Raw genomic sequence first — 8,181 nt, forward strand, 5'->3', positions numbered from 1 at the left:
TGCGACTGCTCGATTTGTGCGCCGAGTTGAAGGTGAAAGTGGTGCCCATGTTCTGGGGGGCCGCCTTTGGCTGGGAACTGGCAACCGGCTATCCGTGGGGGTTCTGGGCCGCGGGTGATTACGACCTCATCAAGGAAGGCCAGGAGAGATTTGTCAAAAAGACCGCGAAACTCCGTCAGCACGCCCGAAAGCTCGGCGTGTATCTCGCCCACGAAATTCATCCCGGGACCGCCGCAATGTGCGCCGATGATTTCAACATGCTGGTGGAAATCTGCGACGGCGACAAAACGCTCGCCGTCAACGCCGATCCGTCGCACTGCTGGGAAGGCGAAGACTGGGAGACGCGCTTCCTGAAGGTCGCGCCGCGCGTTTACGCCTGCCATGTGAAAAACTTTGTCATCCGGCCCGGCGTCCCGCTGCGCAAGATGGAACCGGGCTGGCAGAAGCGCGCGATGCAATTCACCGATCTGCCGTCAGGCGATCTGAATCTGGCGCGTTACATCGAACTGTTGGTGCATGTCGGTTATCCGCAGCGATACTGCGAGGCAATGGGAAAGAAAACCGCGCCGTTGATCGTCGAGGCCGAGAGCGCCTACCGCGACCTGGACGCAACCAGCGCCAACGGCATCCAATATGTGCGGGACAATCTTTGCTTTCCACTGGCAGCGGGGTCGTTCGAAGAGGGCATGGGCGCGTAGGCGGGGCGTTCGGCCCGGGGAACCCGCGCGTCAGCGGCGCGATCGCGCGTTTCATTTCGCGGGCTGCGGCGTGAGGCGGTCGATTTCCTTTTGGATTCGTTCTATTTCCGCTTTCTTGTCAAGGTCCTGGGCCAGGGGCAGCATCTTTTGATAGATCCCGAGCGGGTCCGGGTAGTCCGGGAATTCCTTCAGAAACTGCTGATACAATTCCAGGGCCGGCTCCCGTTTCGTGTAAATGCCCAGCAACTCCGCGTCGGCCAATGTGACGCGAACGCGCTGGAGTGGCGTCATCTCCAGCTTCAATGCCTTCCCATAGGCGTCAATGGCATCAGCCAGTTTGCCCAGTGAGTAAAACAGGTCGCCGAGTTTTTCCTCAAGCACCGCACTCGTTCTGGTCGTCGGCTCCTGTTCGAGATAGCCAATTGCGTCAGCCGCGGGAAAACCGCCCGCAAGATTCAGGTTCACAATCTGCAGGTGTGACCATGCGATCAGCGGGCTCTTCCGTGTCAGGAGTTCACCGTGCAATTGCTGCAATCGTTTGCCGAAATGATCGCCCGGGTTTTTCTGTGGAAAAGACTGATATAACGGATCACCCACGACGGTCGTTTGCCAGGAAACCGACTGCTGCGCCGCATAGGCCGCCTCGCCAAAGGTAAAGCCAAGGACCGTGAAGTCCGCAAACAACGCCGCCACGTTCACCGTTCCCTCCAGATACGGCTCCTCCACGTAACCGATCGTCGCCGTGGCGCCCCGCGCGAGCAGCGGGCCCGCCCAGTATTGGTCGGGCGACCGCAGAACGTGCGCACTGAAGGAATGCAGATGATAAGCCAGCGCCCCCGGCATGAATTCGACCTTGGGTCGCGTGAACGGCCCGGAAAACTGTCCGTCGTACCAGCCCGCATAAAACGCGATCTGGCTCATCGGAAACGCCGCGGAAAATGTCTCGGGCCTGTCGTCAACGACCGTCTCGAATCCGAGCCGCTTGATCAGTTCCGCCGCGCCCCGGATCCAGTCGTCACCTATCTTGTAGCTGGTGTTCGTTAGTCCGCGCAGATCGAAATACGCACGTCCCCACAGGCCGTTGGTTTCCGCCTCCATCGCTTTGTCCACCAGGCCGCGCGCAGTTTCCACGCTCGGACCATCGAGCCGCGCGACCACCAACACGCCGTTGGTCGGGTGGATCAGTGCGGCGTTCGTCACGCCGGCCACGGGATTCCGCGCCGGCCCGGTCAGCGGCAGGTTTTGCAGCAGCAGCGGCATCGCCGCCAGTTCGCTGTCCACCGCCGCCTCGTTGCGGCGAAGTTCGATCCTTGTCCGGTCCGCAATCGGTTCGGACAGGTGCGGATCGCTCAGGATCTTCACCGGCACGCCGTAACAAAGTGTGAGGTAACGTATCCTGGCGTCGGTGATTTTTTGAAAGGCATCGCCCGTCTTCTCGCGTGTCGCGGGAATTATTTCCGAGCGGATCGTGAGCAGTTTCTGTCGCTCCAGCGCCTTCAACAGGGGCTTTTGCAACTCATCGCGAAACTCCGTGCGCGTCATCGTCTCGGTCGTCGGCAGCTCAAACCCGAGGACCTGGTTCGTCGGAACCTCGCGGCGCTGCGCGTAATAAAAGGCCAGGTCCTTCGACTCCGGCATCCGGCTGTTGTAGATCACAACCGCCTCGTCGCCGCGCCCGGCCGCCCGCGCGCCCGCCGCCAGTCCCAGGATCAATGCCCCGCCGCACGTGGCTGACAGAATTCTAATTGTCACAATTTGCATTCGCCGCCCTTCGCGGGAAGGACCTCCGGCTTTTTCACGTCTCACTCGACACTTTCAATCCGTCGTAGGCCAGCCGGACGCCCGGCGGCATTTCCGCCTGGTCCACGTCGTGATCGTAGTCATGCGTCAGGTGCGTGAAGAAGGTCCGCGCCGCGCCAATGCGCCGCGCCGCGGTCAGGGCTTCGTCCAGCGTCATGTGTGTTGGATGCGGGGCGCGCCGCAGCGCGTCCAGCACGGCCACTTCCACACCGCGCACCCGCTCTGTTGCTTCGACCGGGACCTCCTTGCAATCGCTCAAATAAGCCAGCCGCTTTTTTCCCGCCTGCGTGAACAGATAGCCGTTTGTCGTCATCGAACCGTGCGGCAACGGCAGCGGAGTGATCTCCAGATCGCCCAACACGAACGGCCCGTCAATCACGTGCGGTTCCGGCATGAAGTAACCTTTCGGCCACGGTCCTTCGTGAAACGCGTAGGCGAAAACGCGCTTCAGATCGCGCATCGTCGCCGCGCTGGCATAGACCGGCAGCGGCTTGTTGCCGAGCAAATCGCAAAACCGCCGGCAATCATCCAGCCCCATGATGTGATCGGCATGGGAATGCGTGAAGATGACGGCGTCAAGCCCACGGATATTCTCGCGCAGACATTGAACGCGAAATTCCGGAGTCGTATCCACAATAATTCTGGCTGCGCCCGTCTCCACGTAAATCGAAGGGCGCATTCGATGATTCTTCGGATTGGCCAGAAACTCCGGCGGATATTCCCTGCCGATGACCGGCACTCCTTGAGAAGTGCCGGAGCCGAGAAATGTGAACGCAAATGCCATTGACCGCACGACTCTATGCCGCCGGAGAACCCCTTGTCAAAGTCGACGCATGGCCGCGTAGAGTCTGACAGAGACGCCACCCGATTCCGCACCGCGGTTCCAGCGACGCCCTTAATGCTCCACAAGCTGCGAGTTTTCTTTTGCCACGCTGCTCACCTGTCGCCACATTCGGCACGAACAATTTCGCCATGCTGACGACGTTGCGCATTAAAAATCTCGCCCTGGTCGCCGATCTCACGCTCGAGCTTCAGCCCGGTTACAACGTCATCACCGGTGAGACTGGCGCAGGCAAGTCCATCCTTATCGGCGCGCTCAACCTCGCCCTCGGTGAACGCGCCGACCGCACGCTCATCCGTGGTGGCAGCGACAGTTGCACGGTCGAGGCCGTGTTCAACGTTTCCAAACTGCGCGCGCCACTCAAACGGTTTCTCGACGAGAATGGACTCGAACCCTGCGAGGAGAATCAGCTTGTGCTCAAGCGCGCGTTCTCCGCCAACGGCAGCAACCGCCAGTTCGTCAACGGCTCACCCACCACGCTCAGCGTCCTCGCCACGCTGGGTGAATGGCTGGTGGACATCCACGGCCCGCACGACCACCAGTCGTTGCTGCACGCCGGCAAACAGCTCGCCATCCTCGATGCGTTCGGCGCTTTGGGCCCATTGCGCGAGAATTTCGCCGAACTCGTCCAAAGCCGCGCGCCGTTGGAAACGGAAAAGGCTTCATTGATCGTGGACGAGAGAACGTACGCCCAACAACTCGACCTGCTTCGCCATCAGGTGAGCGAAATCACCGCGGCAAAACTTTGTCCCGGTGAGGACGCCGAGTTGGAGAAAGAACACCGGCTGGCCAGCAATGCCGCAAAACTGCTTGAACTGAGCCACGCCGCGTTGCGCCAGTTGAACGAGGACGAGAATTCCCTCACGTCCCAGACCGGCGCGATGGGCCGCACGTTGCTGGAGTTGAAGCGGCTTGATCCCGAGGCAGTCTGCCTGCTTTCGTTGCACGAACAGGCGGTGTCGTTTTTGCGCGACTTGCAAAGCGATTTGTCCCATTACGCCGACAAGCTCGATATTGACCCCGAACGCCTGCGCGCGCTCGAAGAACGCTTGAACCTCCTTCAATCGCTCAAACGCAAATACGGCGCTTCTATCGAGGACATCATCGAGTCCGGTGAACGGGCGCGCCTGCAATTGCAAGCTCTGGAACAGCGCGATATCGAACTGGAACGCATCAATACCGAGTTGGCCAAGCTGGACGGCGAACTGAAGCGCGTCGGTGAAGAACTGTCGGCTCAACGCCGCAAGGTCATTCCCAAACTGAGCAAGGCCGTCGGCAGGGAACTCTCGGACCTCGGCTTCCGGCAAAGCCATTTCGGCGTTGCCATCACGACAGACGCCGGCATTCCAGATTCGCAATCCCGGATTCCTTTGTCCGGCTTCGATCAGGTCGAGTTTCAATTCGCGCCCAACCCCGGCGAACCGCCCCGGCCGCTCCGCGCCATCGCTTCGTCCGGTGAACTCGCCCGCGTGATGCTCGCTCTCAAAACCGTGCTCGCGGCGCAGGATGACATCCCGGTGCTGGTGTTCGATGAAGTGGACGCGAACGTCGGCGGCGAAACCGCCAACGCCGTCGGTGAAAAAATGCGACGGCTCGGAGAAAACCGCCAGGTGCTTTGCATCACGCACCTCGCGCCGGTCGCCGCCTCCGCTGCCGCGCACTACGTCGTGACCAAAGAAACGAAACTGTTGCGAACGGTCACGAACATCCGTTTGCTTGGCCAGAAGGAGCGGGTCACCGAGCTGTCACGCATGCTGGGCGGCCAGACCGACGCCGCTCGCAAACACGCCGAAGCACTGCTGAAACGGTAGCGCACGCCCGGCTGCAAACGCGAAACGGACTGCCACAACCGTGCTTCCTTCGCTCAAGGTTTCTGGGTTTGTCACAGTTCGTCTTCCCGTTCGGCGTAAAACAACTGATACGCCCGGTCGTAATCCGACTCCAGCACGAACACTTTTGCCAGACGATTCAAATCGCCGTCGTCCGGCGTACTCGCGTCAGCCCACTGCTGCGTCGCGTTGATGCCGTGCTTTTCCAGCATTACGACGAGCATCTCCGTGTTGATGACCGGCCCGGTGTAAAACAGTTTCACTGCTGAAAGTTCAACCACAGGTTGACACGAATTTCATCAACTTTCCACGCGGTCTGCGATCGCCTTTTCGTCAACGCTCAAGGAATCAACAACCGGTTTGTGTCCAGGCCGGAATGCATCACCTGTTCCTGCAGTTGCTCGCCTCTAAAGGATCCGACGCTGCCATCGCCCAACGCCACGTTGCCCGCGTTCTTGTGCATGTCAGACGTCCAACCGACCGTCACATTGGCCCTCAATTCCAGCAAGCCGCTACCCACTGGAACTTGATTTGTCGTTAAATTCCGATCGCCCGCGAGCAACGATTGTGGCAAGTCGTCCCTTGCTTCCAAACCGACGAAATAACTGATATTCGCATTGCGCAGGACCGAAAAATTGGTCGCACCCTTCCGATCGTCGGCCGGGCAAGCCAGAATTACCGGAGTGCTCAATTCGTTGGACATGACCTGAAAGTGACGGAACACTTCGCTGGTCGCGAGGTATTCCATCGAGCGGCCCTTGTTGGTCGAGACGCCCATCGGGTAAGTGCCTGCGTGGTCGTTGGCAAAAATACGGAAAGCCAAACCAATCTGTTTCAAGTTGCAGTTGCAACAGATTCCTTGCGACTTCGCTCGTGCCTTCAGCAATGCGACAAAAGCCAAGCCGAACAAGAGAACGCAGGTTCCGACGACCGCAAGCAATTGTATCCGCGTAAACCCGACGACTCGAGTTCGTTGACAGGGCTGTCTCATTCGTTTCAAGGAATCAACAACCGGTTTGTCGAGTCGGCGGAAGCCGACAGCCTGCCGCTCGTCATCATTTGGACGCTGCCGTCGCCCAGCGCCACGTTGCCGGAATTGTTGTGCATTGCCGCCGACCAGCCCAACGTCACCTTCGTCGTAAGGACCAACAATCCACTGCCGACCGGAACGCCGTTTGTCATCAGGTTCCGGTCACCCGCGAGCAACATTTGTGGAAACATATCCGTCGCATCGAGGCCAAGAAAGTAACTGACGTTCAGGTTGCTCAAGACGCCAAAGCTGTCGGCCGGCTTTCGGTCGTCCGCCGGACAAATCAGAACTTTCGGCGTGCTCGACGTGTTCGACAGCGTTCGCCAATGCGGGAACGCATCGGGCATTAAGACGTATTCCTTTGAACCACCTTCTTTCGTTGAAACGTCCATCGGAAACTTGTCACCGTGATCGTTGGCGAAGACACGAAAGGCGAGACTTTCTTCCTTAAGGTTATTGCAACACCCAATCCGCTTCGATCTGACCCCACGGCGCGACACGGAAGGCACAAAAACCGCGAACAAGAATGCGACTACTGCAACAACAACCAATACCTCCACCAACGTCAGCGCAGACCAGGTTTGGTTGTCACTATTTGTTCTCATCATCATGGAATCGCCAGCCGGTTCGTCGCCACGCCGGACTCGCGCACCGCCCTTTGCAGACCCGCCGAATCCAACCGTTCCAATCGTTGCGCACTCCCGTCACCAAAAACAACGTAACCGTGGTAATCGTGATACCTCTTCGTCCAGCCAATCGTATCCCTGGATGTCAGTTCCAAAAAGCCGTTGGTCGGTTGACGGTTGCCAGTCAAATAGCGATCACCCGACAGGATCGAATTCGCATTGGTTTCACTCGCATTGAGTCCGACGAAGTAACTGACATTCTGATTGTCAAAACCCGTCACCCAATTAGTCGACCAAACCCGTTTCCTATCCTCCGGGCAAACGAGTATTTTTGGTGTACTCAATTCATTGGACATGACCTGAAAATGGCGGAACGCCGAGTTGGGAGCGTATCGATACTCGCGCGAACCGCCGTCGTTCGTCGAAATCTCCCACGGAAGTTTATTGTCGTTATCGTTGGCAAAGATGCGGAACGATAGGCCGATCTGCTTCAGATTGTTCGAGCAATAAGGCCCGTCGTGATGGCCGGACTGGAGAAACGCGGGCAGAATAACGCCAACCAACACCACTACCACCGCGATCACAACAATCACTTCAATTAGAGTCAATCCCCTGGATCGTCCATTTGTCACAATGGGTTTCATACTACCTCGCGCTGGAGCGAAGGATAATTCACGCTTGTTGTCGAAGAAATCCTTTTTCGCGTTTGATTCGTTCGCGCGCGGCCGCGAGCAATTTCGCCCGGGTTTTGACTGCCATGACACGGGCCCGACGAGTCTGGAATCCTTGCTCTCTCAACTTGTGGACACGTTGCAGCAAGGTTTCTACAACCGCCGGATCCATTGAGCGTCTGCGCCGGAGCATGACCGGCCAGACCACCAGCGAAACGGCGAGCGCACACAGCAGCAATTCAATCCGCGCGGTCGCCGCGAAGTATTGAGGGATGAATTGTTCCATAATCGTTGCCAGTTCGAGCCGTTAAAGATTTAGCAGAACCGGTGCCGCGGCAATTCTGCCTCAAGCCGATGGCCGAATTACCGTTCGCCGCGTGATGTTCACGCATAAAGCGTGAAAATTTCCCTCGGACCAATAATCTCGAGGCTCGACGGAACCCACCACCCCAATTACAAACCGGCAATGAAGTTCGCCATCTGCAACGAGATTTTTCAGGGTTGGAACATCCAGGACACACTCGCGTACGCCGCAAAGACCGGCTACGACGCGGTGGAAATCGCGCCATTCACCATCGCGAAACGCGTGACTGACATCCCGGCAGGTGAACGACAGAAAATCCGCGACACGGCGGCACGGAATGGCATCGGCATTTCCGGCATTCATTGGGTCTTGGCGCAGACCG

At 58.4% G+C, this 8,181-nt stretch carries 10 protein-coding genes; 3 read left to right on the plus strand and 7 right to left on the minus strand.

From position 1 onward, the window contains the following. A partial coding sequence (locus tag VN887_18525; protein ID HXT42011.1) for a TIM barrel protein occupies nt 1–698 on the plus strand: 698 nt, incomplete at its 5' end. A gap of 51 nt (nt 699–749) precedes the next feature. On the opposite strand, the gene VN887_18530 is transcribed toward VN887_18525, so the two are convergent. Continuing rightward, entirely contained in the window at nt 750–2,450 is a 1,701-nt protein-coding gene (locus tag VN887_18530) for a TIGR03790 family protein (protein HXT42012.1), read from the minus strand. A gap of 43 nt (nt 2,451–2,493) precedes the next feature. Beyond that, entirely contained in the window at nt 2,494–3,282 is a 789-nt protein-coding gene (locus VN887_18535; GenBank protein ID HXT42013.1) for an MBL fold metallo-hydrolase, read from the minus strand. Nucleotides 3,283–3,470: 188 nt separating this feature from the next. On the opposite strand from VN887_18535, the gene recN reads away from it, so the two are divergent. Beyond that, nucleotides 3,471–5,150, plus strand: a complete 1,680-nt coding sequence (recN, locus tag VN887_18540; GenBank protein ID HXT42014.1) for a DNA repair protein RecN — start codon at nt 3,471–3,473, stop codon at nt 5,148–5,150. Nucleotides 5,151–5,221: 71 nt separating this feature from the next. On the opposite strand, the gene VN887_18545 is transcribed toward recN, so the two are convergent. From VN887_18545 to VN887_18565, 5 genes are all read right to left on the minus strand, one after another. Beyond that, on the minus strand, nt 5,222–5,431 hold the full coding sequence (locus tag VN887_18545; GenBank protein ID HXT42015.1) for a hypothetical protein: 210 nt from the start codon (nt 5,429–5,431) through the stop codon (nt 5,222–5,224). Nucleotides 5,432–5,508: 77 nt separating this feature from the next. Then, the gene (locus VN887_18550) at nt 5,509–6,006 is read right to left on the minus strand and encodes a type II secretion system protein (protein ID HXT42016.1); all 498 of its coding nucleotides are present in this window, start codon (nt 6,004–6,006) and stop codon (nt 5,509–5,511) included. Between the two features lie 158 nt (nt 6,007–6,164). Continuing rightward, nucleotides 6,165–6,590, minus strand: coding sequence for an H-X9-DG-CTERM domain-containing protein (locus VN887_18555; GenBank protein ID HXT42017.1), 426 nt, complete (start codon nt 6,588–6,590; stop codon nt 6,165–6,167). A 215-nt stretch (nt 6,591–6,805) separates the two neighbouring features. After that, the gene (locus VN887_18560) at nt 6,806–7,468 is read right to left on the minus strand and encodes a prepilin-type N-terminal cleavage/methylation domain-containing protein (GenBank protein ID HXT42018.1); all 663 of its coding nucleotides are present in this window, start codon (nt 7,466–7,468) and stop codon (nt 6,806–6,808) included. 28 nt (nt 7,469–7,496) lie between these two features. Then, the gene (locus tag VN887_18565; GenBank protein ID HXT42019.1) at nt 7,497–7,781 is read right to left on the minus strand and encodes a hypothetical protein; all 285 of its coding nucleotides are present in this window, start codon (nt 7,779–7,781) and stop codon (nt 7,497–7,499) included. Between the two features lie 180 nt (nt 7,782–7,961). On the opposite strand from VN887_18565, the gene VN887_18570 reads away from it, so the two are divergent. Further along, a partial coding sequence (locus VN887_18570) for a sugar phosphate isomerase/epimerase (GenBank protein HXT42020.1) occupies nt 7,962–8,181 on the plus strand: 220 nt, incomplete at its 3' end.

The organism is Candidatus Angelobacter sp. (genome assembly GCA_035607015.1).
In the GTDB taxonomy this organism is placed as follows: Bacteria; Verrucomicrobiota; Verrucomicrobiia; order Limisphaerales; family AV2; genus AV2.

Coding starts and splice junctions, on each gene's coding strand:
- VN887_18535 (HXT42013.1), bottom strand. CDS start 3,282: ATGGCATTTGCGTTCACATTTCTCGGCTCCGGCACTTCTCAAGGAGTG.
- recN (HXT42014.1), top strand. CDS start 3,471: ATGCTGACGACGTTGCGCATTAAAAATCTCGCCCTGGTCGCCGATCTC.
- VN887_18555 (HXT42017.1), bottom strand. CDS start 6,590: ATGGACGTTTCAACGAAAGAAGGTGGTTCAAAGGAATACGTCTTAATG.
- VN887_18560 (HXT42018.1), bottom strand. CDS start 7,468: ATGAAACCCATTGTGACAAATGGACGATCCAGGGGATTGACTCTAATT.
- VN887_18565 (HXT42019.1), bottom strand. CDS start 7,781: ATGGAACAATTCATCCCTCAATACTTCGCGGCGACCGCGCGGATTGAA.